Source organism: Dyadobacter sp. CY343, assembly GCF_021390335.1.
Classification (GTDB): Bacteria; Bacteroidota; Bacteroidia; order Cytophagales; family Spirosomataceae; genus Dyadobacter.
Genome location: NZ_JAJUXK010000004.1, coordinates 682418 through 708458 on the forward strand (window position 1 = coordinate 682418; position 26041 = coordinate 708458).

At 44.1% G+C, this 26041-nt stretch carries 28 protein-coding genes; 16 read left to right on the forward strand and 12 right to left on the reverse strand.

All coding sequences use genetic code 11. The features are described from left to right. Positions 1-93: 93 nt before the first annotated feature. From LZG94_RS14845 to LZG94_RS14855, 3 genes are all read left to right on the forward strand, one after another. Positions 94-369, forward strand: a complete 276-nt coding sequence (locus LZG94_RS14845; protein WP_215234671.1) for an ATP-dependent Clp protease adaptor ClpS — start codon at positions 94-96, stop codon at positions 367-369. Positions 370-451: 82 nt separating this feature from the next. Then, on the forward strand, positions 452-1066 hold the full coding sequence (recR, locus tag LZG94_RS14850; protein ID WP_233792649.1) for a recombination mediator RecR: 615 nt from the start codon (positions 452-454) through the stop codon (positions 1064-1066). Positions 1067-1093: 27 nt separating this feature from the next. Beyond that, positions 1094-1804: a superoxide dismutase gene (locus LZG94_RS14855; protein WP_233792650.1), complete on the forward strand. Its 711-nt coding sequence runs from the start codon at positions 1094-1096 to the stop codon at positions 1802-1804. 102 nt (positions 1805-1906) lie between these two features. Here LZG94_RS14855 and LZG94_RS14860 read toward each other — a convergent pair whose 3' ends face one another. Continuing rightward, complete coding sequence (locus LZG94_RS14860; RefSeq protein ID WP_233792651.1) at positions 1907-3250, reverse strand: tetratricopeptide repeat protein; 1344 nt, start codon at positions 3248-3250, stop codon at positions 1907-1909. A 185-nt stretch (positions 3251-3435) separates the two neighbouring features. On the opposite strand from LZG94_RS14860, the gene LZG94_RS14865 reads away from it, so the two are divergent. Beyond that, the gene (locus LZG94_RS14865; RefSeq protein WP_233792652.1) at positions 3436-3981 is read left to right on the forward strand and encodes a TlpA disulfide reductase family protein; all 546 of its coding nucleotides are present in this window, start codon (positions 3436-3438) and stop codon (positions 3979-3981) included. 79 nt (positions 3982-4060) lie between these two features. On the opposite strand, the gene azu is transcribed toward LZG94_RS14865, so the two are convergent. Both azu and LZG94_RS14875 read right to left on the reverse strand, forming a co-directional pair. After that, the gene (gene azu / locus LZG94_RS14870; protein WP_233792653.1) at positions 4061-4555 is read right to left on the reverse strand and encodes an azurin; all 495 of its coding nucleotides are present in this window, start codon (positions 4553-4555) and stop codon (positions 4061-4063) included. Positions 4556-4659: 104 nt separating this feature from the next. Further along, positions 4660-5262: a hypothetical protein gene (locus tag LZG94_RS14875; protein WP_215234665.1), complete on the reverse strand. Its 603-nt coding sequence runs from the start codon at positions 5260-5262 to the stop codon at positions 4660-4662. Between the two features lie 104 nt (positions 5263-5366). Here LZG94_RS14875 and sucD point away from each other — a divergent pair, with 104 nt between their 5' ends. The 8 genes from sucD (at position 5367) to gldN (ending at position 14571) form a co-directional block, all read left to right on the forward strand. Continuing rightward, positions 5367-6245: a succinate--CoA ligase subunit alpha gene (sucD, locus tag LZG94_RS14880; RefSeq protein ID WP_233792654.1), complete on the forward strand. Its 879-nt coding sequence runs from the start codon at positions 5367-5369 to the stop codon at positions 6243-6245. A gap of 57 nt (positions 6246-6302) precedes the next feature. Next, positions 6303-7484 (forward strand): DUF4271 domain-containing protein, encoded by a 1182-nt coding sequence (locus LZG94_RS14885; protein WP_233792655.1) that lies wholly within the window; start codon positions 6303-6305, stop codon positions 7482-7484. A gap of 41 nt (positions 7485-7525) precedes the next feature. Continuing rightward, positions 7526-8308 (forward strand): uroporphyrinogen-III synthase, encoded by a 783-nt coding sequence (locus tag LZG94_RS14890; protein ID WP_215234663.1) that lies wholly within the window; start codon positions 7526-7528, stop codon positions 8306-8308. Positions 8309-8439: 131 nt separating this feature from the next. Continuing rightward, positions 8440-9417 (forward strand): type IX secretion system membrane protein PorP/SprF, encoded by a 978-nt coding sequence (locus LZG94_RS14895; protein ID WP_233792656.1) that lies wholly within the window; start codon positions 8440-8442, stop codon positions 9415-9417. Positions 9418-9762: 345 nt separating this feature from the next. Continuing rightward, positions 9763-10836, forward strand: a complete 1074-nt coding sequence (locus tag LZG94_RS14900; RefSeq protein ID WP_215234661.1) for an SUMF1/EgtB/PvdO family nonheme iron enzyme — start codon at positions 9763-9765, stop codon at positions 10834-10836. Positions 10837-10957: 121 nt separating this feature from the next. Next, positions 10958-11773 carry a gliding motility protein GldL gene (gene gldL / locus LZG94_RS14905; protein ID WP_233792657.1) on the forward strand — a complete coding sequence of 272 codons (816 nt, stop codon included), beginning with the start codon at positions 10958-10960 and terminating at the stop codon, positions 11771-11773. Positions 11774-11870: 97 nt separating this feature from the next. Next, a complete protein-coding gene (gldM, locus tag LZG94_RS14910) occupies positions 11871-13463 on the forward strand; it encodes a gliding motility protein GldM (RefSeq protein WP_215234659.1) in 1593 nt (530 codons plus the stop codon). A gap of 55 nt (positions 13464-13518) precedes the next feature. Further along, positions 13519-14571 carry a gliding motility protein GldN gene (gene gldN / locus LZG94_RS14915; protein WP_233793125.1) on the forward strand — a complete coding sequence of 351 codons (1053 nt, stop codon included), beginning with the start codon at positions 13519-13521 and terminating at the stop codon, positions 14569-14571. Positions 14572-14685: 114 nt separating this feature from the next. Here gldN and LZG94_RS14920 read toward each other — a convergent pair whose 3' ends face one another. Continuing rightward, entirely contained in the window at positions 14686-15279 is a 594-nt protein-coding gene (locus tag LZG94_RS14920) for a hypothetical protein (protein WP_233792658.1), read from the reverse strand. 132 nt (positions 15280-15411) lie between these two features. Between LZG94_RS14920 and miaA the strand changes: the two genes are divergently transcribed. Beyond that, positions 15412-16329 (forward strand): tRNA (adenosine(37)-N6)-dimethylallyltransferase MiaA, encoded by a 918-nt coding sequence (gene miaA / locus LZG94_RS14925; RefSeq protein WP_233792659.1) that lies wholly within the window; start codon positions 15412-15414, stop codon positions 16327-16329. A 39-nt stretch (positions 16330-16368) separates the two neighbouring features. On the opposite strand, the gene LZG94_RS14930 is transcribed toward miaA, so the two are convergent. The 4 genes from LZG94_RS14930 to LZG94_RS14945 form a co-directional block, all read right to left on the reverse strand. Next, on the reverse strand, positions 16369-16668 hold the full coding sequence (locus LZG94_RS14930) for a rhodanese-like domain-containing protein (protein WP_215234656.1): 300 nt from the start codon (positions 16666-16668) through the stop codon (positions 16369-16371). Between the two features lie 21 nt (positions 16669-16689). Then, positions 16690-18546, reverse strand: coding sequence for a T9SS type A sorting domain-containing protein (locus LZG94_RS14935; protein ID WP_233792660.1), 1857 nt, complete (start codon positions 18544-18546; stop codon positions 16690-16692). Then, complete coding sequence (locus tag LZG94_RS14940; protein ID WP_215234654.1) at positions 18521-19318, reverse strand: PASTA domain-containing protein; 798 nt, start codon at positions 19316-19318, stop codon at positions 18521-18523. Before LZG94_RS14940 ends, LZG94_RS14935 begins: the two co-directional genes overlap by 26 nt. Positions 19319-19388: 70 nt before the next feature. Then, on the reverse strand, positions 19389-19982 hold the full coding sequence (locus LZG94_RS14945; RefSeq protein ID WP_233792661.1) for a riboflavin synthase: 594 nt from the start codon (positions 19980-19982) through the stop codon (positions 19389-19391). A gap of 172 nt (positions 19983-20154) precedes the next feature. Here LZG94_RS14945 and hisB point away from each other — a divergent pair, with 172 nt between their 5' ends. After that, positions 20155-21279, forward strand: coding sequence for a bifunctional histidinol-phosphatase/imidazoleglycerol-phosphate dehydratase HisB (hisB, locus tag LZG94_RS14950; protein ID WP_233792662.1), 1125 nt, complete (start codon positions 20155-20157; stop codon positions 21277-21279). A 294-nt stretch (positions 21280-21573) separates the two neighbouring features. Here the strand turns inward: hisB and LZG94_RS14955 are convergent, their stop codons facing one another. Continuing rightward, positions 21574-21798: a hypothetical protein gene (locus LZG94_RS14955; protein WP_233792663.1), complete on the reverse strand. Its 225-nt coding sequence runs from the start codon at positions 21796-21798 to the stop codon at positions 21574-21576. A gap of 211 nt (positions 21799-22009) precedes the next feature. Between LZG94_RS14955 and can the strand changes: the two genes are divergently transcribed. Then, positions 22010-22660: a carbonate dehydratase gene (can, locus tag LZG94_RS14960; RefSeq protein ID WP_233792664.1), complete on the forward strand. Its 651-nt coding sequence runs from the start codon at positions 22010-22012 to the stop codon at positions 22658-22660. Positions 22661-22703: 43 nt separating this feature from the next. Further along, entirely contained in the window at positions 22704-24281 is a 1578-nt protein-coding gene (locus tag LZG94_RS14965; protein ID WP_233792665.1) for a SulP family inorganic anion transporter, read from the forward strand. Between the two features lie 65 nt (positions 24282-24346). On the opposite strand, the gene LZG94_RS14970 is transcribed toward LZG94_RS14965, so the two are convergent. From LZG94_RS14970 to LZG94_RS14980, 3 genes are read right to left on the reverse strand one after another with little or no spacing between them, the layout of a single operon-like run. Then, on the reverse strand, positions 24347-24808 hold the full coding sequence (locus LZG94_RS14970) for a hypothetical protein (protein WP_233792666.1): 462 nt from the start codon (positions 24806-24808) through the stop codon (positions 24347-24349). An 18-nt stretch (positions 24809-24826) separates the two neighbouring features. Beyond that, positions 24827-25267 carry a hypothetical protein gene (locus LZG94_RS14975; protein WP_233792667.1) on the reverse strand — a complete coding sequence of 147 codons (441 nt, stop codon included), beginning with the start codon at positions 25265-25267 and terminating at the stop codon, positions 24827-24829. Positions 25268-25321: 54 nt separating this feature from the next. Beyond that, positions 25322-25864, reverse strand: coding sequence for an RNA polymerase sigma factor (locus tag LZG94_RS14980; RefSeq protein WP_215234647.1), 543 nt, complete (start codon positions 25862-25864; stop codon positions 25322-25324). Positions 25865-26041: the final 177 nt, after the last annotated feature.

Below are 26041 nucleotides of genomic sequence, written 5' to 3' on the forward strand. Positions count from 1 at the left end.
TTGGATTAGTGGGGTGTTGTATTAAAAGCCGCAGTACTTCTAATAATCTGCGTTTTTAATTAGATTTGCTAATCAAACAGAAATTTGGTTGTTATGCAAGCGATGACGGAAACAGACGTAGAAATTCTGGAAGAAACGGTTGTCACCGACATTAAAAAGCTTATTATTTATAATGACGATGTGAACACTTTCGACTGGGTAATAGATACATTGGTAGAGGTATGCGGGCACACAAGCGAGCAGGCCGAACAATGTACGATCATCATTCACTATAAAGGAAAATGCTCGGTTAAGGAAGGGGCTTTTGACGAGCTTACAGGAATGCGTAACGAAATCTGCCGGAGGGGAATTTCAGCCGAAATTCATTGATTGCCGCGACAGGCACGCTTCTTTTTCTTCCCGGGGTATTGTTTCAAGATTATCCCGTTCATCAACCGTCCCTCAAATTCTCATGAATTATCCCTCGCGCCTGATAGAGGATGCTGTAAATGAAATCTCCCGACTTCCCGGAATTGGCAAGAAAACTGCGCTGAGGCTGGCATTACATTTGCTTAAGAGAGAAGAAGAGCAAACCCGGTCGCTCTCGGATGCGATTGTGAATATGCGTACCAAAACTACTTACTGCGTGAAATGCCACAATATTGCGGATGAAATGTACTGCAATATCTGTGCAAACACGAAGCGCGATCGAACTACGATTTGCGTGGTGGTCGACACCAGGGACGTTTTGGCGATAGAATCTACCAATCAATATAAAGGACTTTACCACGTACTCGGCGGCATTATTTCGCCGCTCGAAGGCATCGGGCCTTCTGATCTGAATATAGACTCGCTGGTAGACAGGGTGGAAAAGCCAGCGGAAGAGGAAGGTGTGCAGGAAATTATTCTTGCACTAAGTCCGACGATGGAAGGCGATACTACTGCCTTTTATTTACAAAAAAAGCTAAAATCAACAGGCGTTAAAATGAGTACCATTGCGCGCGGCGTGCCCATCGGCGGCGATCTCGAATATGCCGATGAAATTACGCTGGGCCGGAGTATCATAAGTCGGGTGGCTTATGATTGATTTAATAACAATTTCAATTGTATCGTTATGAATAGAACAGATTTTTTGCGGACACTCGCAGGCGGCACGATCGCTGCGGGAGCATTTGCTAACCAGACATTTGCAGGTAGTCCAAATACAATACTTGCGGAAACCGCACCATTCAAGCAGGCGCCACTTCCTTACGATTTCGGCGCATTGGAACCGAGTATTGATAAAATGACGATGGAAATCCATTATGGGAAGCACCATGCGGCGTATGTGAAAAATTTGAACGACGCAGTGAAAGGAACTGAATACGAGAAAAAGTCACTGGAAGATATTCTTAAGTCGGCAGGCAAAGCGCCGGCTGCGATCCGTAACAATGGTGGCGGACACTGGAACCACACTTTCTTCTGGGAAGTAATGGGACCTAAAAAAGCCGCAGGACCGACAGGCGCGGTGGCTGACGCGATCAACGGGCAGTTTGGCTCTCTGGATAAAATGAAGGAAGAATTCGCAAAAGCGGCAACCACAAGATTCGGCTCAGGCTGGGCGTGGCTGGTTGCAAACGGCGGGAAACTTTCCATCGGCTCAACACCAAACCAGGATAACCCATTAATGGACGTATCCGACATCAAAGGAACACCAATCCTGGCACTCGACGTGTGGGAACACGCTTACTACCTGCACTATCAAAACAAAAGACCAGATTACATTAAGGCGTTCTGGGATGTGGTGAACTGGGAGAAGGTCGCTGCTAATCTTAAGAAGGCTTAGAGGGAGGACGGAGGAAGGGAGGATGGAGGAAAGGGAGAAAAAGGGACAATACAAAAATTCTTTCCTTCCTCCGTTCCTCCATCCTCCTTCCTCCCTTCCTCCCTAATTACAAAACGACGCAATTACCTTGTAAGCCTGCTGATAACCTAGCTCGCCGGCTTTGCTTAGGTCCATGCAACCTTCGTTTACCTGACCGAGGCTATTTTTTAAAATTCCACGGAGGTAATAGGCTTCGGGATAATCGGACCGTAGTTTGATTGAGCTACTGAAATCCAGTACTGCTCCCATCTGGTCGCCGCTCGCGGAACGGATCAGGGCGCGGGAAAAGTAAGCACTTGAATAGGTCGGGTTCAATTCAACAGCAGTTGTCATATCCTGCAATGCGCTTTTTGTGTCCCCCACTTTCGCTTTGTTCATCCCTCTGATATAGTACGCTTCTGCACGCTCGTTGGTCAGATTATCTATTTTAACAGGCTGCTGAACCTGATCACGCAGCTCGTCAAGTTTTTCTTTGTTAATTTTTCCAGCATAAACAATCTTCTTAGGATCACCTACGTAAGGATTTTTTAGTTCGATTGATTTTGTCAGATCAGCTATCGCCCCACGCTGATCGTTTAGTCTTCCTTTGGAAAACCCTCTCCCATAATATGCCAGGAAATTGTCCGGGCTGAGTTGTATTGTTTTGTCGAAGTCGATGATCGCTCCCGTAAAATCTTCCAGTTTATTTTTAGCAAAACCCCGGTTTGCGTAAAGCTCGCTGTCATTCGGACTGAGTTCGATTGCGCGTGTAAAGTCCGCACTGGCACCCTGGTAATCACCTAATTGCAGCTTAGCAAGTCCGCGACCGGCGTAAGCTCCTGTTCTTTTTGGACTTAACTCGATCACCCTTGTAAAATCGGCCAGGCTGCCTGCGTATTCCTGCAAATCCTGCTTACAATTTCCTCTGGCGTAAAGCGCGGCCAATTCGTCGGGATTGAGAGATAAGGCGCGGTCGAGATCGGTCAGTGCATTGCGGTGATTTTTGAGTTTTGCATAGCTCACACCTCGGTTATAATAGGTTTTTGGTTCTTCGGGATTGATCTCGATTGCCTTTGTATAGTCTTCGATCGCGGCACGGAAATCATCCTGCAAACTTTTGCTTACTCCCCTGCTTTGGTAATACAGTGATTCTTTGGGATTAAGCTCAATGGCGCGGTCGTAATCAAGAATAGCGCCGCGGTGGTCTTTGAGGTTTGCTTTTGCCAATCCCCTGTTGAAGTAGCTGGGGGCATGTTCGGGGCTCATTGCTATTACCGAAGAATACGCTTGCAAAGCACCGTTGAAATCTCCCGTCCCGGCCTTTGTATTTCCTTCTTCGAAAAATTCGGCTGCTGATCGCTGGGCAAGGGTGGGAAATGAGAGGGTAAGCGCAACTAAAAACGCAATGGCAGATACTAAGACTTTCATGAATGTAAACCGTTTCCTCAAATCAGAAATTTTTCTATTATTCTATAAAAGTATTCAAATTCCTTCTCTGCATCAAAAAAACAAATACCCTTATTTTCCAGCGCTTTCTTAGACCGGTTTCTTAGAATATCCCTACATTTATGTTTCCCACGAACTGGACATTTTTCATTTTACCAAACCATTTTATGACCGGAAGCTTCAAGAAACTACTTCTCGCAGGGCTGATTATCGTAGCTGCGTTAGCTGTTTATTTCGCTTTTCTAAAACCCGGCGATTCTCCGCAGATAGCAAGTGAAGGTGAGATGCCGCAGCTGGAAGAAGATACGTCCGTTTACCTATCCGCACTGAACGATCTGAAAGGCAATCAGGTATCGATGGCTCAGGATAAGCTGATATTTGTGAATGTATGGGCAACCTGGTGCGGCCCGTGCAATATGGAAATGCCTGGTATCCAGAAACTTTACGACAAATACAAGGATCACGAAAAAGTAGCTTTTTATATTATCTCGGACGAAGATGCCGAAACTGTCAACCCGTTTATTGCGCGCAAGGGATATAACCTGCCCTTTTTCCAATATGCTGGACCTTATCCGCCAGCTCTTGACGGCAATGCAATTCCGCGTACTTATATCATTTATAACGGAAAGATATTAGCGCAGGAAATAGGCGCTTCGAAATGGGACAGGCCTGAAATTATTGAGCTGATCGAAAAACAGCTTGCACAGATCTGACAGCCTTATTTGATACCCCGATAATGCAAAAAGGCGCTGAATCCAGCGCCTTTTTGCATTATATCTTTTATGCTTAAACTTATTCTACAATAAAGCTGCCTTTCATCAGTGCATAATGCCCTGGGAAGCTGCAAATGTAAGTGTAAGTACCTTTTGCAGGAGCTGTGAATTCGACAGTATCGCTTTCTCCGCCACCAACTAATTTGGTATGTGCAATTACGCTTGGTTTCTCAGATGCAGGAATGTACTCAGTTTCTCTGGCAGCAGCTGCTTTTGAACCGAATGTAGCAACGTCAACGCCTGGCTTCAACAATACCCAGTTATGGCCCATTGCCGCTTTCGCAAGTTTACCTGAGTGTGTCAGGGTCAACTTCACTTTCTGTCCGGCTTTAACTTTGATTTCTTTCAGGTCAAACTGCATTGCGTCACTTCCTTTAATGACGATCGTTTTAACTTGCTTAGCATCGTTCACCTCTGTGCCGGCAGGAACTTTTGCTTGAACAGGGCTCGTAGTAACTGCTCCAAAAGCCAAAACTGCGGCAAGAAGCATTACGCCATACTTAGTCGTTTTCATATTCTGAGTATTAGTGTACTTGTTTAATTAAATTTAACCTCCGCAATTTACTACACGAGTTTTTAAAAATACAATCCATTAACATTTGTTTGATAAACAATCATTCAGAAGAGTATTTTGTACTGATCGCGCACTGCCCTACCCACGCATATCACCGAAAGTACCATCATATAATGGTTAATATCGACCGGGTCCATCGGGATCGGCAAATTGCCTGACTTTGTCGATAAGGCTAGTAACATCATTGAAAAAACAGCCCACAAGGCACTTTTTTGTCTGTTGGCCAAACCCACGCACGAAATCAGCAAGGTGACCAGAATGCACAGGGATTTGATGATGAGTCCCACATATTCGACGCGAAACCAGGTAATGCAATAAAAAAGCAGGATTCCCAGCGCGATGGTTGAGGTCAATAGAAAGTTTCCGCCCTCGTACCGCATAATGAGGCACCAGGCGCCGGAGACGAGGCAAAGTGCGCCGAGTGTCATTTCTCCGGCGATTACTATTTCATGTACGTTTTCCAAACTCTCAACTCCTGCAAATACCAGTAAATCAGTGAGCGCAACGAAGGATATACTGAAAAGGAATATCCCCCAAAGCCACCTTGTGACGGGCGGCTGGCTTTTGAAATACCTGAAAAAAATGAACAGACTGGTGAAGCTTAAAACGAGGTTAGAAAATATATGAGGACTGCTAAGTATATCCATAAACACGCGTCATATAATCGAAAAAAGCAATTTACAAATTCTGGTTACATTTTGCTACTTCGTGCTTTTCGTTCTACTTTTACCAAAAAAACTGATTTACCAACATGAGCGTTTTAGTTAATAAAAATTCTAAGATTATAGTTCAGGGATTTACCGGTTCGGAAGGGTCTTTTCACGCCCAGCAGATGATAGAATATGGTACCAATGTCGTAGGTGGAGTTACTCCTGGTAAAGGCGGACTTTCTCATTTGGAAAGACCTGTATTCAATACCGTCGATCAGGCTGTTCGTTCTACCGGAGCTGACGTGGCTATCATTTTCGTTCCACCGGCATTCGCCGCTGACGCAATCATGGAATCTGCTGATGCTGGTATCGGCGTAATCGTTTGTATCACCGAAGGTATCCCGACCAAGGATATGATGCAGGCAAAAGAATATATCAAAAACAAAAATTGCCGCTTGATCGGACCTAACTGCCCTGGCGTTATTACTGCTGAGGAATGCAAAGTGGGTATTATGCCAGGCTTTATCTTCAAAAAAGGAACTGTCGGACTGGTCTCTAAATCAGGTACTTTGACTTATGAAGCAGTTGATCAGCTAACCCGCGCAGGATTGGGACAAACTACTGCGATTGGTATCGGCGGTGACCCTATTATTGGTACTACTACTAAAGAAGCGGTTGAGCTTTTGATGAACGATCCTGAAACTGAGGCGATCGTAATGATCGGTGAAATTGGCGGAAGCATGGAAGCTGATGCAGCTAACTATATCAAATCAACTGGTAACAAAAAACCTGTTGTAGGTTTCATCGCAGGTCAAACTGCTCCAAAAGGGCGCAGAATGGGCCACGCCGGTGCAATTATCGGTGGAGCTGATGATACAGCTGAGGCTAAGATCAGAATTATGAAGGAATCAGGGATTTTTGTAGCTGAGTCGCCAGCATTGATCGGCGAAACGATGTTACTTGCCCTTGGAAAGAAATAATACTTACTTACGATATATTTTTTAAGAGGGCTGAGGAAACTCCGCCCTTTTATTCTTATGAGGTCCATATTCACACCATTCTTTTGGGCTTTCTTCACAGCGTTACTGTTCCTGGGCACTTTTTCCACGAGCGCGCCAAAAATTACACCTCCCGAGCGTTTCTTTCCCGTTTATAATTACGAAAATGACTGGCTGGTTTACAGCGATCAGTATAAGAATTACGTCCCATTTTCTCCGGGCGTAAACGAAGGAACCAGATCAGCGAGTTTATATATTGATCTGGTCAAAAACAGGAGGTACTTTCTATTACTCACATCCGATACAGAAAGCTATCTTTTTGTAGAAGGTGCGCTGCAAAACCGCATTGAGGGAAATTCGTGGCAGGAACTCAGTATTGACAGTCTTTTCAAAATTTATAAAAAAGACGAACTGCTCGTCACGATTTACGGCAGCGAGGGTGTTGCTGATAAAATTGCCCTATTGTGCAACAAAAAAAAAACAAATGAGGCGATCGGGCTCAACACATCCCGGCCCAATTTCATCAACATCAAACCCATTTCGTTTACCCCGTTCGGTAACTTCGCTGTGATCGCTTTGGTATTGATCCTGATATTAAATGCCTGGATCTTTAACCTTAATCCGTTGTCGTTTCTCCGTTTGATAAATCCTATCGAGTTTTTCAACAGCGACCCGCGGGACCAGGTTTCCAAAATCAACAAACCTTACAGTAATACAATAATTTTCTTTGCGCTCATTACTGCAATGTGGATGGGCTTTGTACTTGTGTTTCTGTCGAGCAACAGGCTTAACTTGTTTTCAGTAAACAACATACTATCAGAGAAACCGAACACTTTGCTTATTCTGGGGGACTTTTTGATACTTAGCACGATATTCTTCATACTCACTTACGTCAAGTATATATTCATGCTGCTTGCGGGTAATATGCTCAATCTCGACAAACAGGTTGATACCATATTCATCAAAATAATACAATCCTCGTATATGTTTTACGGAGCATTGTTTTTGATTGTATTTACTGTGAGTTTCAATCGAGCAACCTGGATTGGGGATATGCGGCCCTACATTCTCCTCCCCTTCCTGTTCTTCTATTTTGCCCGTTTCGTTGCGCTATACGTGGTTACTAAGCCCCCCGGCGCGTTGATTAATCTCTATTTATTTTCTTACCTTTGCGTCATTGAAATAATCCCGCTCATCGTTAGTATGAAATTTGCCCTATAACTAATAATGATGAGTTTGGACTAAACTAATGAGGATTTTACATGAGTGAGACAATCAATTTTGATCAGGAAAGGCTCAAAAAGGTTACCAGCCTGCTAGTAAGCCAATCCCGACCCGCCGACGAAAATTCACCTTATTACGAATTGGCTAAAAAGTATAATATCAAAGTTGATTTCAGGCCATTTATCCAGATCGACGGCGTTTCGTACAAAGAGTTTCGTAAACAGAAAATCAACATCCTAGATTATTCTGCCGTCATTTTTACGAGCAGAAATGCGATAGATCATTTCTTTCGGATTTGCACTGAGGGAAGAATTGAGGTTCCTGCGACGATGAAATACTTTTGTATCTCCGAGCAAACCGCCAACTACCTTCAGAAATATATAGTGATCCGGAAAAGAAAGATTTTTACGGGCACAAAAACGGCAACGGAACTGATCGAATTAATGCGCAAGCATAAAAAAGAGAAGTTTTTGTACCCATGTTCGGATGTAAGGAAAAACGATATTCCCGAATTTGCGGACACCGAAGAATTCAGCTTCACCGAAGCGACTATGTATCAGACCGTTCCATCTGACCTGTCTGATCTGGAAGACGTATACTACGATATTATCGCGTTTTTTAGTCCGTCAGGGATTAAGTCTTTATTTGAGAACTTCCCGGACTTCAAACAGAAAGATACGCGGATAGCAGCATTTGGTCCGACCACCGCTAAAGCAGTAGAAGATGCCGGACTGTTTCTGGACATTCAGGCACCGCTACCAAATGCGCCTTCCATGACCGGCGCGCTCGACCTATATATCCGGCAAGCCAACAAGATATGACAGGTTTTTCGGCCGAAAAAGCCCTGGAAAATTTCCAGGGCTTTTTTGTGTTTATATCAATTTTTTTAAGCAATATGCGTTATGAATTAAACTGAAAACCTTCGGTAAGTTCTCTAAACAAACCCAAAAGTATGACTTTGAAGTTTACTATAAGGAGTAATAAAAATGTCCGGTTACTTGCACTAATATTTTTAATTCCCCTTGCTGCTGTCGGCCAGAAAGATGCTCAGTTTAGCTTATTCTCTTTAAATCAGCTTTACCTCAATCCAGCAGCTGCTGGCGCTGACGGACTTACGAAATTTCAGCTTACGCACCGGACTCAGTACGCTGGCTATCAGGGCACGAACTTGGACGATACCGGCGGTGCACTTTCTACGCAGTTGTTCTCTTTTAGTATGCCAATCAAAAATTTCGGGATTGGTTTCTATGCATTGAATGACAAGAGTGGCCCAAGAACTGATCAGGATTTTAAACTTTCCGCAGCGTATCATATTCCCGTTGCCGGGGGTAACTTGCAGGTAGGTGCAAGTGCAGGTTTATTTCGCCAGGCTATCGACTACGGAAAGTTACGCGCCCGTGATCCGGACGATCCTTTGATTCAAACCGGTGTTATCTCAGAAATCAATCCTGACCTGGCAGTAGGTGTGCGATATGAAAGTGATGCTTTTTATGCGGGTATATCCCTGAACCATTTGCTGAAACCGAAATACCAACTAGGTTCAGATCAGGGTACGAATCCATTGCCACAAACAATTTATTTCAATGCGGGCGTAAACCTTGAACTGGGCTATTTACTGGATATTCAACCAATTGTTTTGGTAAAATCTGATATCAGCACTTTGTCTGTTGAAGGTGGCGCGACGGTAACCTATAATAAGCGCTACTGGGTGGGCGGTACTTACAGACAACAGGATTCTTACTTCATATTAATGGGCGGGATCTATTTATTGCAAGACCAGTCGCTGCGCCTTTCAGGAGCCTACGATCTGGTGATCGGTGGCGATCGCGCCAAGGCCGCGTCTTCATTTGAAGTTATGTTATCCTACGCATTACCTTCTCCGAAATTCGGAAAGAAGACGATCATCCGCACGCCTCGCTTCCGCTTTTGATCGCTCAAACCGGAAAAGTTTGTAATATTCAATTACAGGCTAGCAATAAATCAACATGAGCCGGATTAAACTTGGTATTTTCCTAAATGGTAGTTTGCTCGGCACAAGCAGTTTGTGAAACTTTAATTTATATTTGTAAAATCGTCGACCTGCATACCAATTCGCATTTTCAATACGTTAAGTCGATAATTAACTGAATTCAGCAGCTTCCGGGCACAATTTAGAGTTTCCTGCCCGGCTGAACAGTGCCTTTTTTAGATTAGTTTTTTGTTTTTTCAATTATACTTTATAGCATTAGCCGGCGTTTTTAGGCTACAGTTTATACTCAAATTTTACAAAACCACTATGAATGTGAAAGTGTTCTATCGGGATGGAGTCAAAAGTCTGCTTTTGATAGCCGCTCTTATGCTCATGCAGAGTTGCGGATTTATCAAAAGTAAGTTTGGCAAGGGCGGACAAGAAGAAAGCGGTATCTCAAACGGAGAAATTACAGCAACAGCCAGAAAAGGCTTTAAACAAACTACGCCGGCGGGTATGGTGGTTATTCCATCCGGCTCTTTTATAATGGGCCAGGCAGACGAAGACATTGCCTCATCAATGAACAATATGAATAGGCGGGTAACGATCAGTTCGTTCTATATGGATGATACTGAGATCACTAACAACGAATACCGCCAGTTCGTGAATGCACTTCTGGTTGATTCCGTTTCCGTACTTGGAGAAGAAGAGATTATGACCAAGTATTATCCTGATACAACGGTTTGGAAGAAAGACTTCGCTTACTCAAATGGAGATCCGTTTGTTGAATACTATTATCAGCATCCTGGTTTTGATACTTATCCTGTTGTTGGCGTAAGCTGGCTGGGAGCTCAGTACTTTTCAAAATGGAGAACCAATCTCTTGCACGATTTTCAAAATAAAGAAGGTCAGTTCAACTCGACCGGTTTCCGTCTTCCATCAGAAGCTGAATGGGAATGGGCTGCTCGCGGTGGACGTGCGGTTGCTAAGTATCCCTGGGGAAATCCTTATACTATGAATGCAAAAGGATGTTTCCTTGCAAACTTCAAACCGCAGCGCGGAAATTATGACGCTGATGGTTATCCTTACACCGGTCCTGCTAATGCATACAATCCAAATGATTTCGGACTCTACAATATGGCTGGAAACGTAGCGGAATGGACTTCGGACGCTTATACTGACAACGCAACTGCTATCGTTTGGGATATGAACCCGGAATATGATAATCCTGACGAGCCTCGTAAGGTTGTTAAGGGTGGTTCATGGAAAGATATTGCTTACTACCTGCAAACAGGCACCAGGACATTCGAATATGAAACTGAGCGCCGCGCATTTATTGGCTTCCGCTGTGTAATGGATAATGTAAACGACCGAGGAGGTGCCCGTGCCCGTCGTCGCTAGTATGAAATTCCAGATAAAAAGAAGCAGCGTTTCGATACTCTGCTTCTTTTTTACGATCTCTTCAAAATCAAATAACACTTTATTAATATCAAATTTTTCACTGTAACCGATTTCAATTCGTATGGCTAAGAATAGCGGACCTAATTTTTTTTGGGATAAACTAGTACCAACAATATATAGTGCAGGTGCTGCCGTTGTAATTATGGGGGCATTATTTAAAATTCAACACTGGGATGGAGGTAGCGAGATGCTTACAGCAGGTCTTGGAACAGAGGTAATCATATTTTTACTTTATGCGCTTCAAACCTTAACTCAATCGAGTGACAGAGATCCGGACTGGACCCGCGTTTATCCTGAGCTTGCAGACGATTACAACGGACCCGCAATTACCCGCGGTTCAACACAAAGCAGCAACATTACAGCGAAGCTTGACAACATGCTTGACAACGCGAAGCTTTCTCCTGACGTTTTCGATAGTCTTGGTAAAGGATTCAGAAACCTGTCTGACACAGTTGGCAAAATAACTGATCTTACCGATGCAACTGTTGCTACTAATGATTACGCAAGAAATGTGAAAAGTGCTTCAACTGCGATCAGCGACATGAACAAATCTTATGGCGTTGCTATCAATGCAATGTCTTCGATGGCAGATGCTACCAAAGATGCACAATCCTACCGTGACCAGTTTCAGCAAATCACTAAGAACATGGGCGCATTGAATGCAGTTTATGAACTTGAATTGCAGGATACTACCAAGCATTTGAAAGCGATGAATGCATTTTATGGTAATCTGACAGCAGCTATGGAAAATATGGCTGACGCTACCAAAGAATCACAAGTGTTTAAAAATGAAATGTCAAAACTGACGACGAACATTTCGTCCCTGAATGGCATTTATGGCAATATGCTCACAGCAATGCGTGGCGGAAATGCCTAATTAGTCCCTAACAAGCGATAGTAAATCCTCTGAGCGAATTATTAATTGTTTGTTATCATCAAATTATTCAATCACTGATAACTGATTACTGAACAATATGGCAGGTGGAAAAGAAACACCCCGTCAAAAGATGATTGGCATGATGTACCTGGTACTTACTGCAATGCTCGCATTGCAGGTTAGTTCAGCCATCATAGAAAAATTCATTCTTCTGAACAATTCTTTGGAACTATCCTCCGGAGCAGCTAATAAAATAAACCAGGAAACTGTACTTAAAATCAAAGCAGCTGTTGAAAAAGCGGGAAACCGGTCAGCTGACGTTGCGGTAATTAAACAAGCCGAAGAAGTTCGCAAGGTTACTGCCGATATTACAAATGAAATCAACACTTTGAAACAACAGATTATTAATGAAGCCGGCAGCGGTTTGAATGAGGAAGGTGGAATTAAAAACCCTCAGGAAGAATCTAAAGTTGGTCAGTTAATGATTGCCACAGGCAAAAAAGGAAAGGCTTACGGCTTGCAGCAACGCCTGAATGGTTACACTGCACAGATGAATCAGCTATCTCCGAATAAATTTCAGATGCTGGCTATGGACGGCAGAGAAGATCCAAGTGTAAAGGGTAACAGGGAGCAGAGAAACAAGGATTTTGCCGAATTAAACTTTGAATCGACTCCTGTTGCAGCTGCATTAGCAGTTTTGAGTCAGAAGCAAACTGATATTCGCCGGATGGAAGGCGAAGTGCTTAACTATCTGGCAAGCAAAGTAGGTGCGGCTGATGTTAAGTTTGACAGAGTACTTGCGATGGTCAGTGCAGATGCTAAGACTGTTGTAGCTGGTACCAAGTTTAAAGGCCAGATGTTTATCGCAGCTTCTGCAAGTGGTATCACGCCTAGAATGAGTCTTAACGGCTCTCCGGTGAAAGTTGAGAACGGTATTGGTCTGATAGAATTCACTGCACAAGGCGGAGGTTATAATGCAGAAGGAATTGTAAAAAGAGAATTGCAGGCGCGGATCACGATCCCGACTCCATCAGGCAGAGATACTACTTACACGATGAATCAGGAATATTTCGTCGTGAAGCCAACTTACCAGATTGAAACAGGAACATTGCCTCCACTTTATCTGGGTTGTGCAAATAAACTGAGTATCCAAAGCCCGGCATTGGGCGCACTTTGGGCTCCTAGCTTCTCAACGGATGGAGGAGAAATTATACAGAGTGGACAGAAAGGGAAATTCACAATCGTACCTAGCAGAGCGCAGTTGAACATTACTGTCAGCAACGGCGGCAACGTTTTAGGATCAGAGCCTTTCAGGGTTAATAAAGTGCCAAAGCCATCTTTGGAAGTGCGTGTTAATGGCGCTGCTTTTGACGAAAGACGTGGTGCTCCTGCAAGTGGAACAAGAAGTATTCAAGTTGTAGCAATACCTGACGAAAGCTTCAAGAACTTTTCGCCGGAAGATGCTAAGTTCAGGGTTTCAGAAGTTGAGGTATCCCTTGCCCGCGGAACCCGTCGTATAAATGGTGTAACATTGCGAGGTGGTGGTGGATCAATATCTTCCCTAGCCCAGCAGGCACAGCCAGGAGATCGCTACGTTATTACAATCTTGAAGGTTGAGCGTCAGAATTTTAAAGGCGCTATAAACGAAGTGGAAATGGGTACTCAAAACAGGACAGTTACACTATACTAATAATCACTTTTTGTCGTTTTTTGGACAATACAACCTCTTGCATGATATGAGAAGAATGAATGGAAAAACGATTGCATGGTCTATACTATCCCTGTCCATTGGAACTGGTGTTGCATTTGCACAGGAAAAGGAAGATTCAACTGCTAATTCTTTCTCGTCCCGACCTATCGCAGATGGCGATGTGATGATGAAAAGAACGCTGTGGAGAAGGGTGGATCTTAAAGAAAAGCAGAACATTTCCATGTTCTCTAAAAATAACGAGATTACACGCTATCTGCTGGATGCTGCGAAAGCAGGTCTTATCGATGCATATACAAATGATTCTTGCGCAACTAAGATCGGTGGCGCTGAGCTGCATAAACGCATGGTGATTCCGAATCAGACCGCTGGTTTGTCGGAGGAGGAGATAGCTGCCGGTTTTGGTGAACCAGTTAAGACAGATGACGGATGGGGTGGAAAACCAAAGCCGGATGCTGCCAAGCAAACTCAGACTGCGGATGACGGCTGGGGTAATACAGCAAAAAAAGACCCTAAAAAGGAGGAGGTCGTAGAAGATGACGGCTGGGGGCCGCCTAAGAAAAAGACCACAAAAAAGGGTGCAAAGGATACGCAGGTAGCCAAAACAGAGGAAGCTCCTATCGTTGAACAACCGAAGATCGACTCTACTTTTGGTGAAGTAGGCGGAATTGAGGAGGAGTATTTTCCAAATCAGTTGAGCATCATCGAGATCAAGGAAGATTGGACTTTTGACAAAAAGAGATCACGTCTTTACAATGACATCCAGTCTCTGACTATCATCCTTCCCTCTGAACAAACATCGACTGGCCTAGAAATTCCGGTTGCTTCGTTCAAATACAAAGATGTTGAGAGGCTTTTCAGAAGCGATCCTAAAAAGTATATCTGGTACAACACGCATAATACTGCACAGAACAAAAATCTGGCTGACGCGTTCGATCTTCGCCTGTTTTACGGAAGGATCACCAAGTTTTCAAATGCTAGCGATGAGGCGTTTTTAGACATTTACGATGGTCAGAAAGAAGCTTTGATCAAGTCTCTTAACTACGAACAAGAGCTGATGGAGCTTGAACATGGTCTTTGGGAATATTAACAACTCAGAATTTAGAAGTAACTATAAAAAATCCCCGCTGGCATTCCAGCGGGGATTTTTTATAGTTACTTACAATACCGGAAATAGATCTAATTATCTCGAACTTTCCAGCTATTACTTGCGGATCACTTTTACATCCGACTCCGAAAGCCCTAATGCCTTAACAGCTTCGTCGTAGTTCTTCCAATTTATTTTAGCATTCTCCTTACCAAGATTTAGCGCAGGCATAACCAATACCCGGATTTCCTCGAAAGTACGTTGTCTCACCTTTGCATTTGAGGTACGGAAGATCGGGAAATAGAGTCCATTGCCTTCAACTACATAATAATAACTGTAACTGATAGCCTCGTCTTCAAATAACACCGTACCGGGGATTGGGAAGTAGCCACCATCATCCTTGATATAAACTTGAAATGCACCCTTTTCTACGCTTGCTACCTCCTCATCCGTGAAATCTGAAAAGAATGCTGTATCACCAACTACTACATTGCCTGCTGTATCGGTTTCTATTTCGCCCATGAAAGCGATGATAGAGCCTGCGCCACCGCCACCGCCCTGACCATCCTGCCCAGCCGGACCTGCTGGTCCCGCTGGACCTGCTACTCCCTGCGGACCAACCTCACCCTGCGGCCCCTCAGGACCCTCGCAGCTGCTCGTAAATAGAACGACTGATCCTATCCAGGCAAATAGTAATAATTTTTTTAACATAATTTGTCAACGTTTAAATTGTGAACTGAAATAGAAATGTGATTAGATATACGCACAGAGTCTCAGAAATGATGCCTGTAGAGTCGTTTAACGCATAAATTATATAAAAAAAACCATTATTCCTTTTTGGAAATGCCAAATAGTAAAAAGAAAAAACTCGTCGTAATTGCCGGTCCGACCGCAGTGGGCAAAACCGCACTTTCAATTGAATTAGCAAAAGACTTAAAGACAGAAATAATATCCGCCGACTCCCGCCAGTTTTTCAGGGAACTCAATATCGGTACTGCAAAACCATCTGCCCAGGAGTTGAGCGAAGCGCCGCATCATTTCATTAATTCACATTCAATAACCCAAACTTACAGCGCCGGCGATTTTGAACGGGACTGCCTTTCGCTGCTGGATTCACTCTTTGAAACGCTCGACTACGTAATACTGACCGGCGGCTCCGGATTTTACATTAAGGCACTACTCGAAGGTCTCGACGAATTACCTACTCCCGCGCCTGGCCTGCGGGAATTTTTAACAGAAAGACTCCAAAATGAAGGTTTGGAGATATTGAGAAAGGAGCTCGAAAGGGTGGATCCGGTTTTTTTTCAATCAAGCGAAACTTCTAATCCGCAGCGTGTTCTCAGGGCGCTCGAAGTTTACAAAACTATGGGTAAACCGATCAGTCAATATAGACTGGAAAATAAAAAGGAGCGGGACTTCAATCCGGTTTGTATTGCCGTAAATCGTGACCGTGCAGAACTATATCAACGGATTGACACCAGAATAGACAATATGCTGAATGATGGGCTGGTGGAAGAAGTACAAGGGCTAAGGGAGTTCAAATCGCACCAGGCGTTGCAAACGGTGGGTTACAAGGAAGTTTTTGAGTACCTGGACGGAAATTATGATGAAGAGGAAATGATCCGGGTTTTAAAACAGAATTCAAGAAGATACGCAAAAAGGCAGCTAACGTGGTTCCGGCACCAGGGAAATTTTGAATGGTTTGATGTAGAAGATTATGATCAGATACTTCACTTCATTAAAACCCAACTAGCTATTTAAAAACAAAAAGCCCATTCTCGTAGAAAATGGGCTTTTACTTTAGTCTTCCAGCTCGCGGAATGCCAGGATACCTCCAACTACATTGCGGGTATTCGTGAAACCTTGTGATTCAAGAAATTTGGCAGCTTTGCCACTTCTGGCGCCGGAGCGGCAATGAATAATGATCTCCTCATTTTTCAGTGGTTCCAGTTCTTCCAAACGGTCCGGCAATTCACCGAGTGGAATCAGGGTAGCACCAAGGTTATCTTCCTCATATTCATGCTCTTCGCGAACATCATAGAAATGCAGGTCTTCCCCGTCATCCAATCTTTTCTTTAATTCTTCAACTGTAATATCCATTGTCAGGTAGTTTTCTGTAAGCTATTTAAAGATTAACAATTTTTGTGCAAACGATCGTTTCCCGTCAGAGGCTTTGATCACATATATTCCGTCAGGAAGATGGGAGATATCAACAGACTTTTCACTGTTATCCGGGAACGCGCTTTTTAAAAGCCGCCCTTCTTTCGAAAATATATCAATTTGTTTCAGATTTTCAGCCTTCCAGTTCAGCGAACCGCGATTTGGATTGGGAAAAAATACTTGATCGGTTGCCAACTCCTCATTTCCAGTGATCACACCTTGCGCTTTTTCGCCAAGATATGGACGGATCATAATGCTTCCGTTCAAAGATCTTTCCTGTACCCATTCCGTACCCAGGTTATAAAATATCTGATTCTTCCCAAGCTTGGAACTCCTATCAAAACCCACTGTAACCGGCTGTTCATTGATCTGATTCCAGCCGACGTAAAAAGTATCTGCTATTGCAACCGGAACTGCCAGTTTATAATCTACAAAACCGTCGCGTCTATTGGTGTACGAAACAGCAACTGACCGCTGTCCGAGCATCTGATCAGGCTTTCCATTTTTATTGCTAAGAATCTGAATGTTAAAACTTTGACCTGCAATATCCTTGTTGAAAGGAACAATAGCAAGTCGGACACCGCCAATCGTATCGGGCTTGGAAAGGATATAGCGCACTGCTACCCTACCTAACTTTTGATTAACCTGAACACCATATTCAGCACTTCCGTCGTCGAATGCGAAGTAATCTTTCAGGGTAGTTCTTGAAACAATCGTGTCGTTGTTTTTCAAACCAAGGTTTGGAATCGAATCGGTGGTGGTTAGAAAAAAGCGGCTCACCAGACTAATACTATCTATCCCAGTGGGTATTACAGGAGCATTGAGCTTCACTTGCAGCGCCTTTGATTTTAGGGATTCTACATAGATTGATCGCTGCACGTTTCGCTGCAATTCTTTTCCGGTGCGCTCATCGGTTAGTGTAAATGTGCTGGTGAGGATATTAAAGTTATTGAAATGATTAACAATATCTGTACTCACCGAATCCGAGATAACCGCCGCAGGTTTGACCAGATACTGCCTTAGTGGCATTGCTGTGTATGTTTTCAAAAGCTGAGAAACCGGTTTTCTGGTTGCTACATCAAAAATGTAAGGCTGGCGGACTGAACGTTTTGTATTGATATACACATAGTCCAAATGCCAGGTATCAAACGGACCCGAGCCACGTCCATAGGATCTGAACCTGAATTGAAACGCACCGTGCAAATAGAGTGCGTCTGAAATCTTAATAAACTCCTGACTGAATAACGTGTCTGCCTCAAACCCGTTTTGAGTCCAGATAGTTGTCCACTCATTGTTTCGATTTAACAACTCAAGACTTAGGTAATCGCTGGAATCAGGTAATTCTCCCAGTCCTTTCGCTGACCAGTAAAAGCTAAGATAAATAGAATCAGCCGCACTTCTTCCTGCGAGGTTAATGGGCTGTGAAGTGAGTGTATCTGTAAAGTCCTGACCGAGCGGATTGACGAGATTGTAAGGAACCCCGCGCGCATTCAGCCCGTCGAATGTGGCGATATTGCGCGATGGCTGCGAAGTTGCGAGGGAGTTATTAATGTACACCCCACTTCCTGCAAGCCAGTAGCGCGTGTCCGGAGCGGCAGTTCTTGTAGTAGAAAAATCATCAAAAAAAGGAAGCGAAAGTACCTCCGTCCTTAAAGTGCGGTTTTCTGAAACCTCTTCTTCGTAATCTCCCTCACCCAGCGGCACGAGCCTAAGCTGCGCATGGGCAACCCGGCAATGCAATACCAGCAACATTCCGATATAGATAAAATACTTGCTGATATTAAATGTGCTTTTAAGGTTCGGGTTGGATAGTTCCATTCTCAGTTGGTTCCAAAGACTGCGGTGTTACCCAAAGATCGATAACATCCCCTATTCTAACATTGCTTCCAGCATCCGGATTTTGCCGTACAATTGATCCCGGCGCCTGCCCTTCCTCAGCTGGCAGTTCCATTTGCTGCCCCACCTTCAAACCCGATCCGATAATCGCGATCTTGGCTTCGTCGAGCGGCATTCCGATCACGGAAGGAGCCTCAAATTGCGCGGTACCCAAACCTTCTCCTAATTCCAGGTCAATTTTTGAACCCTTTGTAATAGGCTGGCCGGGCAATATTTCTTTTCCATTATATAACTGGCGCAGTACCGCATTCTGCGCCATATCAGGCACATAGGAGATATTTCCTTCTTCCAGCCCTACACTTTTTAGCAGCATTTGCGCACTCCGGTGCGTCATATCCGTCAGCTTCGGCATTTTGATCAGCGGCGCGGTATTGGATACAACCGTCACATAAATTTTCCTTCCCTCTTTCACCTTCGCTCCCGGAGGCGGATATTGTGCTATAATCGTGAGCGGAGGAATATTGGCGACAAATGTGCAGTCAACTTCGTAGCGCAGATCCTTGGTATCCAGAAACTCTTCGAGATCAGCTACACTCTTCTTTTTCAGATCCGGCACAGTAATAGCCTCGCCGTGATTGGTTGTGAAGGGCAGATAAACAAAAAAGAATCCCAGAAAGATTACCAAAAGAAGCGAAACGATAATTCCAATATGTATGAAAAGGTCCTTTTTGGACTGCGTACTTATTTTGGCCATGAATATTTTGAATGCACTAAACTGGTATATACGGGTAAAAATAAACGTAATAATCTAAGAAGCCAATATGTTAAACTGCATTAGCGCCCAGAATTCTTTTGATATACTTCCCTAAAATATCAAATTCGAGATTCACCGAATCGCCCGCCCGCAGCGAATGGAAATTTGTGAAGGAATAGGTATAGGGTATTATAGCAACCCGGAAAGTATTTTCTCCTGAGTTAAAAACAGTCAGACTCACTCCGTTAATGCATATTGATCCTTTCTCGACCGTAATATTTCCTGTTCCTGCATCATACTCGAAATCAAAAAGCCAGCTTCCGTCCCGTTCTTCCACATTGGTACAAATTCCGGTTTGATCTACGTGTCCCTGCACAATATGTCCGTCAAACCTTCCATTGGCCGGCATACACCTTTCCAGATTCACTTTGCTCCCGGGTGTTAATGCGCCCAGGTTGGTTTTGGAAAGGGTTTCCTCGATCGCGGTTACCTTGTAAGATTCACCTTCCACTGCTACTACCGTCAGACAAACACCGTTGTGATTGATGCTCTGATCAATTTTAAAGTCTTTCGCCAGCGAAGAAAGGAACGTAAAAGTCTTGTTAGTACCCTGTTCCTCTACATTAGCAACTTCGCCTATTGCCTCAACAATTCCAGTAAACATCTTCTTATATACAGTTTGAAAACCCAAAGTTAAGACTTCTTGCGCAGAGTGGATATGCGATTCTTGGCTACAATCCTGCCAATCACTTTTCAATTTCACATAGTTTGCGAACTTTGCAGCCAGCAAAATCCCGCTGACTGAATGTGTCGGCTATCTTCCTAAAAAATATTAAATGAAAAAAGTACTGTTTATCGACCGCGACGGGACAATTATTGTAGAACCTACCACCGACTTTCAGGTCGATTCTCTGGAAAAGCTCGAATTTCTACCAAAAGCAATCTCAAACCTGCGAAAAATCGCAGAAGAGACTGATTATGAACTGGTAATGGTCACAAATCAGGACGGTTTGGGGACAAATTCATTTCCGGAGGATACATTCTGGCCGGCTCATAATAAAATGCTGCGGACGTTGGAAGGCGAGAACATTCATTTCTCCGAAATCTTGATCGACAGGAGTTTTCCGGAAGATAACCTGCCTACCCGCAAACCCGGTACCGGTATGCTCACTGCTTACCTTTCTGATGAATATGACCTGGCCAACAGTTTCGTTATCGGAGACCGGCTCACAGATATTCAACTAGCGGTGAATTTGGGTGCAAAAGCGATTCTCTATGCCGATGTGCTGCCTGAAACGAATGTTTCCGCTGACATGAACCAATGCACTACACTCGTAAGTAAAGATTGGGACAGCATTTATGAGCACATTAAACTGCCTTCCCGGAAAGCGTCCGTGGAACGCAATACAAAAGAAACACAGATCAGGATCGACCTTAACCTCGACGGAAGCGGCAGATCTGAGATCCATACCGGCCTCGGCTTTTTCGACCATATGCTAGATCAGCTCGCCAGGCATTCCGGCGCCGACCTCACGATCCGCGTCGAGGGAGACCTGCACATTGACGAACACCATACCATTGAAGATACTGCGCTTGCGCTCGGTGAAGCTTACCGGCAGGCGATCGGCGACAAAAGAGGCATTAACCGCTACGGATTTCTATTGCCGATGGACGAAGCCCTGGCGCAGGTCGCCATTGATTTTTCCGGTCGCCCGTGGATTGTTTGGGATGCGGAGTTCAAGCGCGAAAAAATAGGAGAAATGCCAACTGAAATGTTCTTCCATTTCTTCAAATCGTTCTCCGACACTTCACTTTCAAATCTGAATATCAAAGTGGAAGGGGAAAACGAACACCACAAGATCGAATCGATTTTTAAAGCGTTTGCAAAAGCGATCAAAATGGCGGTTAGGAGAGATTTGAAAGCGCTGGATTTCATGCCGTCGACCAAAGGAGTACTGTAATTTTTTGACCGATTAATCTTCCAGTTTGCTTTTTTTAGTTACTTTTGTTCGATTCAAAAGAAGCGCTAAACGGATATTTTATGCAAATGACAATCATAATGATCGTTTTCTACATTGTTCTTTTAGGCTCTGCGTTCCTGGTAGGACGTTGGCTTGAGAACAATGAAAAGAACTGGAAAACCAATAAGTAAAAGGGCTGTTTATAACGCCCTTTTTTTGTGTCCGGTGATGGCTGAACTTTCCAAAATGGCAGGCTGCTTATAATTTATAGCCCGCCAGAACGTTTTAGCACCGTCAGCTGTTCCTTAATCGTTTTACAAACTCCGCAATACCTTGCTCAGAAAGCTCTGCCTCATATTGCTCACGGCCTTCCTCATCTGCAAAGCTACAGATGTGGCAAGTTACTTGCTGGCCAAAGCAAAGGCATCTGTGGTTTGCGATACCGGTACATGCGATAATGAAAAAACGGAAGCGGAAAAAGTAAGCGACGATCAGGTCTTCCCGGATCATATTGTCCATTTCGACAAATTTTGCCTATCCATTCCACTCAAGGCCTCCTTTCTTTACTCCACCAGTTTTCGGAACGAGATTTTTTACAATCTCCTCTCTCCCCCACCCGAGCTGGCCTGATTTCTCTCAAATTTTAGTATTTCCTGTATGAAGATGGTTTTACCGTCGTCACATACCAGGCATATTCCTATTGCTTTATTAAATCAATAATTGAGAAATCATGGTTAAGTCATATCAGCAGCTTTTTGAAAATAATAAGAAATGGGTCGACGATATTACCCAGGAGAACCCGGAATTTTTTAACACCCTGGCAAAAGGCCAAAGCCCCAAATTTTTGTGGATCGGTTGTTCCGATAGCCGCGTTCCGGCAAATGCATTGACCGGCACCCAGCCGGGAGACATTTTTGTGCACCGGAATATTGCCAATATGGTAATCCATACGGATATGAGCATGCTCAGCGTACTCGATTATTCAGTGAATGTGCTCGGTGTAATACACATTATCGTGTGCGGCCATTATGGTTGTGGAGGTGTGCTTACAGCAATGGGTAACAAGCAAGTCGGGCTGATTGACAACTGGTTGCGTCATATTAAAGATGTTTACAGATTCCACCAGGAAGAATTGAATGCTATTTCTGATATGAATCTCCGCAGTGACAGGCTCGTTGAGCTTAATGTGATCGAGCAGGTTCGCGATCTTGCCAAAACCAGCATCGTACAGAATGCGTGGGCAAACGGTAAGGCTCTTCAGGTGCATGGACTTGTATATGATATCCATACAGGTATTCTCCAGGATCTCGACGTGACAGCTGACGGTACTACCAATGATTTTGAAGACGTATATCGTTTGGATAAACTTCAGATTGGGTAAGCTGCCTATAAATAAATAACTCATTTCCTTTCGAATCAATCGTATGTCATTGAATAAGAATAGTCCGTTCTCCAATCTCAAATACGATTTCCCCTCGGGGCTCGTGGTTTACCTCGTGGCCCTGCCCCTCTGTTTGGGTATTGCGCTGGCTTCTACCGGCAGGTCCGACCTGCTTTTTTCAGGAATTATAGCAGGTGTGGTTGGCGGGATCGTGGTTGGATCAATCAGTAAATCTTCACTGGGAGTTGCCGGACCAGCGGCCGGGCTCGTCGTGATTGTATTGAATGCCCTGGAAACCCTTGGGAGTTTTGAAGCATTTTTGCTTGCCGTAGTACTGGCAGGTGCGATCCAGGTAATCGCAGGTTTGCTCAAAGCGGGTATTATCGGTTATTATTTTCCTTCGTCAGTTATTAAAGGAATGCTGGCTGCAATTGGTATCACATTGATTTTAAAAGAGATACCGCATGCTTTCGGCTATGATGCTGACTTTATGGGCGACGAAGCTTTTGCTCAGAAAGACGGTCAGAATACGTTTACCGAACTCTGGAATGCGGTCAGGTACAGCAGTAGCGGCGCGATCATCATTTCAGCCGTTTCACTGGGTCTTCTGATTCTGTTTGACAGGCCTTTCATGAAAAGGATCCAGCTGTTCCGCTTCATCCCCGGTGCATTGTTTGTAGTAGCGGCAGGTATTCTGCTAAATCTCGGTTACGCAGCATTCGCTCCTGAGCTGGTCTTAACCGGAGAACATATGGTTCAGTTACCCGTGGCCAGCAGTGCAGGTGAATTTTTTGGTTTCTTCAAAACACCGGATTTCTCGGCGTTTCAGAATGTGGAAGTGTACACAATAGCTGTGACACTCGCCATCGTGGCTAGCTTGGAAACATTGCTGTCTGTGGAAGCAACCGATAAACTCGATCCTTTCAAACGTAGTACACCTACGAATCGCGAGCTTATTGCGCAGGGAATCGGAAATATGACATCGGGTCTGATTGGCGGCTTGCCGATAACCCAGGTAATTGTCCGCAGCTCGGCCAATATCGACTCCGGCGGGCGTACCAGAATGTCTACGATCATTCACGGATCTATACTACTTCTGTCGGCCGTATTGATTCCGGCGCTGCTGAATTACATTCCGCTCGCCTCTCTGGCGGCTATCCTTTTATTAGTAGGTTACAAACTTTCCAAATTCTCTTTGTACAAGGGAATGTATGCTTTGGGTAAAGAACAGTTTATTCCTTTCGTCGTGACGATCATCGCGATTCTCAGCACCGACTTATTAAAGGGAATAGCAGTGGGTATGGTAGTGGCTATCTATTTCATTCTCAGAAAGAACTATCAGCATTCCTACCATTATATCAAAGAGCAGCATCGTGAAGGTGAGGTAATTACGCTCCAATTGTCGGAGGAAGTTACTTTCCTGAACAAAGGCAGTATCAACGCAACGCTCGAAAATCTTCCTGATGGAGCTACGGTAATTATCGACGGCAGCAAATCGATCAATATCGATTATGATGTACTTGAAATTATTCAGGATTTCAAGAAGCATTCAGCTCCGTTGCGCAACATTACTGTGGAAACAAGAGGGATCAACGACGTAGAAGTTGTAGGCGGTCACTAAAAAAATCCCCCGGCAGATAACTCAGCCGGGGGAAAATAATTCTAGTAAGTCGATATTTCAGGTTATTAGTTCTTCTGTTTAAGTCGTTGAAGCAGCATATCGTTAAACGTTTTTTCTGCTTTGTATAACTCAATAACTTGCGCGGCTGAGATCACTTTCAGAAACTTGTTCTGATATTCCTTTTCAAGATCCAGCTCCTTTTGCCTCAGATCCTGCACTTCTTTCAGGTTATTGAGCGCCTGGTCGTCTGTTTTGCCCTCCGCTTTTTTATCATTCACGATCTTTCTCTGCGCACGGTGAATTTCCCTTCTCTTTTGAGAAAACTCATTATAAACCGGCCAGAAACCAGTCGACTGCTCGGGGGTAAGACTTAGCCTGTTTGTAATGATCGCAATTTTGGCATCCTGAATCCGCTTGATCTCTTCTTCTGAGCGTCGCTGCGCGTTCGCTGTCGACAAACCTGCTAGGATCATAACGAATGCAAAAAGCAGGTTGCGATGTAGGTGGGTTATGGTTGTATGCTTCATTTCTTTATGCTGTTAGGGTCAAATGGTTTCCTGTCCGGAAATACTTTCCTGGATCTGCTGGCGCAAAATATCGTCATCAAGGCCATCGAGATAATACAATACGGTAGAATCTGTTTCAAAAGCCTTCTGAACCACTTTGTGCTCGCTCAAATCGTAATAACTGATATTTTCATCTTCCAGGTAATTGATGATCGTTGCATTACTGATTCCGCTCAAAGGTTCCTGTCCAAGGGATCCTTGTCTTTCCGGAACAGTAACCCATACCAGCATCAGAACCAGCGCCATTGCGGCCACCATTCCCGACACCCGCTGCCACGACCAGCTGATCACCGGTTTACGCGCAGGCTCGGTCTGAATCTTCGACTGAATGATCTGAGGAAGTTGTTCAAAGTAATTTTCGGGCACAGAAAAAGGAACTTCTTTGCGAAGATCTTCCAGCCGTATACGTCCCTTGTCCATAATTATTAATATTTTTTATTTATCAGAAGTTTGACCACCCCCACTTCAAATAGTTTAATCAGTACTATTTAAATAATCTTCAATTTTTTTGGAAGCCCAGTGATACGAGGCTTTCAACGCGCCGACCGAAGTCCCGGTTATCTCGGAAATCTCTTCATAAGGCAGTTCTTCAAAGTATTTAAGGTTGAAAACCAGCCTCTGTTTTTCGGGGAGTTTCAGTATCGCTTTTTGTAGTTTAAGCTGGATCACGTCACCGCTCAGCTGCGGATCCGCTTCCAGTTTTTCACTCAGCTCGTTTTCGACATCATAAATAGGCACGAAGAATTTCCGGCGCTTCTTGTTCAGGAAATTAATTGCTTCGTTACTCGCAATGCGGTACAGCCAGGTGTATAATTTCGAATCGCCGCGGAAGTTCTCCAATGCGGTCCAGGCTTTGATAAAAACATCCTGGGTCACATCGTTCGCATCGTCGTGGTCGATCACCATTTTCCGCACCAGCCAATATACCTTTTGCTGATACTTTCGTACCATGAGATTGAAAGCGTTTCGACGCGTTTCGGGATTTGCAAAAAGGGCTAATAATTCTTCGTCAGACATTTAATCGGTACTAACCTGATAGCTAATTCCTTACTGTGGCAAGCATTCATTTATCCACCTAAGTGAAAATCAACATCAGTCAATAATAATTTATTTTTTGGTCAGGTCAAACAAAAATTGAGCCCGGCAGGAGCAAAACCAATGTTTTACAATCCTGCCGGGCCTTTCATTTCGGAG

Bases quoted from the DNA above. Each gene is read 5' to 3' on its own strand.
- LZG94_RS14975 (WP_233792667.1), bottom strand. From the start codon at position 25,267: ATGGACAAGGGACGTATACGGCTGGAAGATCTTCGCAAAGAAGTTCCT.
- miaA (WP_233792659.1), top strand. From the start codon at position 15,412: ATGCCAAATAGTAAAAAGAAAAAACTCGTCGTAATTGCCGGTCCGACC.
- LZG94_RS14955 (WP_233792663.1), bottom strand. From the start codon at position 21,798: ATGGACAATATGATCCGGGAAGACCTGATCGTCGCTTACTTTTTCCGC.
- LZG94_RS14860 (WP_233792651.1), bottom strand. From the start codon at position 3,250: ATGAAAGTCTTAGTATCTGCCATTGCGTTTTTAGTTGCGCTTACCCTC.
- LZG94_RS14890 (WP_215234663.1), top strand. From the start codon at position 7,526: ATGAGTGAGACAATCAATTTTGATCAGGAAAGGCTCAAAAAGGTTACC.
- gldM (WP_215234659.1), top strand. From the start codon at position 11,871: ATGGCAGGTGGAAAAGAAACACCCCGTCAAAAGATGATTGGCATGATG.
- azu (WP_233792653.1), bottom strand. From the start codon at position 4,555: ATGAAAACGACTAAGTATGGCGTAATGCTTCTTGCCGCAGTTTTGGCT.
- LZG94_RS14895 (WP_233792656.1), top strand. From the start codon at position 8,440: ATGACTTTGAAGTTTACTATAAGGAGTAATAAAAATGTCCGGTTACTT.
- can (WP_233792664.1), top strand. From the start codon at position 22,010: ATGGTTAAGTCATATCAGCAGCTTTTTGAAAATAATAAGAAATGGGTC.
- recR (WP_233792649.1), top strand. From the start codon at position 452: ATGAATTATCCCTCGCGCCTGATAGAGGATGCTGTAAATGAAATCTCC.
- LZG94_RS14900 (WP_215234661.1), top strand. From the start codon at position 9,763: ATGAATGTGAAAGTGTTCTATCGGGATGGAGTCAAAAGTCTGCTTTTG.
- LZG94_RS14885 (WP_233792655.1), top strand. From the start codon at position 6,303: ATGAGGTCCATATTCACACCATTCTTTTGGGCTTTCTTCACAGCGTTA.
- LZG94_RS14920 (WP_233792658.1), bottom strand. From the start codon at position 15,279: ATGTTAAAAAAATTATTACTATTTGCCTGGATAGGATCAGTCGTTCTA.
- hisB (WP_233792662.1), top strand. From the start codon at position 20,155: ATGAAAAAAGTACTGTTTATCGACCGCGACGGGACAATTATTGTAGAA.
- LZG94_RS14980 (WP_215234647.1), bottom strand. From the start codon at position 25,864: ATGTCTGACGAAGAATTATTAGCCCTTTTTGCAAATCCCGAAACGCGT.
- LZG94_RS14935 (WP_233792660.1), bottom strand. From the start codon at position 18,546: ATGGAACTATCCAACCCGAACCTTAAAAGCACATTTAATATCAGCAAG.
- LZG94_RS14945 (WP_233792661.1), bottom strand. From the start codon at position 19,982: ATGTTTACTGGAATTGTTGAGGCAATAGGCGAAGTTGCTAATGTAGAG.
- LZG94_RS14875 (WP_215234665.1), bottom strand. From the start codon at position 5,262: ATGGATATACTTAGCAGTCCTCATATATTTTCTAACCTCGTTTTAAGC.
- LZG94_RS14855 (WP_233792650.1), top strand. From the start codon at position 1,094: ATGAATAGAACAGATTTTTTGCGGACACTCGCAGGCGGCACGATCGCT.
- LZG94_RS14970 (WP_233792666.1), bottom strand. From the start codon at position 24,808: ATGAAGCATACAACCATAACCCACCTACATCGCAACCTGCTTTTTGCA.
- gldN (WP_233793125.1), top strand. From the start codon at position 13,519: ATGAATGGAAAAACGATTGCATGGTCTATACTATCCCTGTCCATTGGA.
- LZG94_RS14865 (WP_233792652.1), top strand. From the start codon at position 3,436: ATGACCGGAAGCTTCAAGAAACTACTTCTCGCAGGGCTGATTATCGTA.
- gldL (WP_233792657.1), top strand. From the start codon at position 10,958: ATGGCTAAGAATAGCGGACCTAATTTTTTTTGGGATAAACTAGTACCA.
- sucD (WP_233792654.1), top strand. From the start codon at position 5,367: ATGAGCGTTTTAGTTAATAAAAATTCTAAGATTATAGTTCAGGGATTT.
- LZG94_RS14930 (WP_215234656.1), bottom strand. From the start codon at position 16,668: ATGGATATTACAGTTGAAGAATTAAAGAAAAGATTGGATGACGGGGAA.
- LZG94_RS14940 (WP_215234654.1), bottom strand. From the start codon at position 19,318: ATGGCCAAAATAAGTACGCAGTCCAAAAAGGACCTTTTCATACATATT.
- LZG94_RS14845 (WP_215234671.1), top strand. From the start codon at position 94: ATGCAAGCGATGACGGAAACAGACGTAGAAATTCTGGAAGAAACGGTT.
- LZG94_RS14965 (WP_233792665.1), top strand. From the start codon at position 22,704: ATGTCATTGAATAAGAATAGTCCGTTCTCCAATCTCAAATACGATTTC.